Here is a 710-nt window from a genome sequence, read left to right on the forward strand (position 1 = left end):
GAGGAGACGAAGGATCCGAAGAAGACTGCCCCCAAGGCAATCCTGCGGGCAATCACGGCGTCCTTCATCCTCGGCGGCCTGATTCTCCTCGGCGGACTCCTGGCGGCCCCCGACCTGAACGACCCCAAGCTGGGCTCTGCCGACGGCGGCCTGCAGTACATCGTGCTCTCCGTGCTGGGAGGCCCGTTCGGCAAGGCCTTCCTGGTGTGCATCGTGGTCGCCGTGTTCGTCTGCACCCTCGCCGTCCACGCCGCAGCCATCCGCATGATGTTCGCCATGGCCCGGGACAACAACCTCCCCTTCAGCCGCCAGCTCAGCAAAGTGCACCCGGAGCGGAAGACGCCCACGGTGGCGGCCATCGTCATCGGACTCATCGCCATCATGCCCCTGATCGTCAACGTTTCCCAGCCCGCGATCTTCACCATCCTGTCCAGCATCAGCATTGTCCTGATCTACCTCTCCTACCTGCTGGTCACCGTCCCGCTGCTGCGGCGGCGCTTCCTGAAGAAGTGGCCGCTGTCCGACGAAAGCCACGGAAAAGCCGGATTCAGCCTCGGCAAGTGGGGTCTCCCCGTGAATATCCTCGCGGTCCTCTGGGGCGGCGCCATGACGCTGAACCTGATCTGGCCGCGGCCGGAGATCTACAACTCGGTGCCGCCCTTTGAGTGGTACCTGCAGTGGGGCGGGGTGCTCTTCGTGGGCGCCGTCGC

General features: G+C 65.2%; 1 protein-coding gene. It reads left to right on the top strand.

Annotated elements, in window-relative coordinates; genetic code table 11:
- The coding region (locus AC5RU7_RS21040) for an APC family permease (protein WP_494053879.1) at positions 1-710 on the top strand (710 nt) is incomplete at both ends.

It is taken from the genome of Arthrobacter sp. K410C (assembly GCF_059090105.1).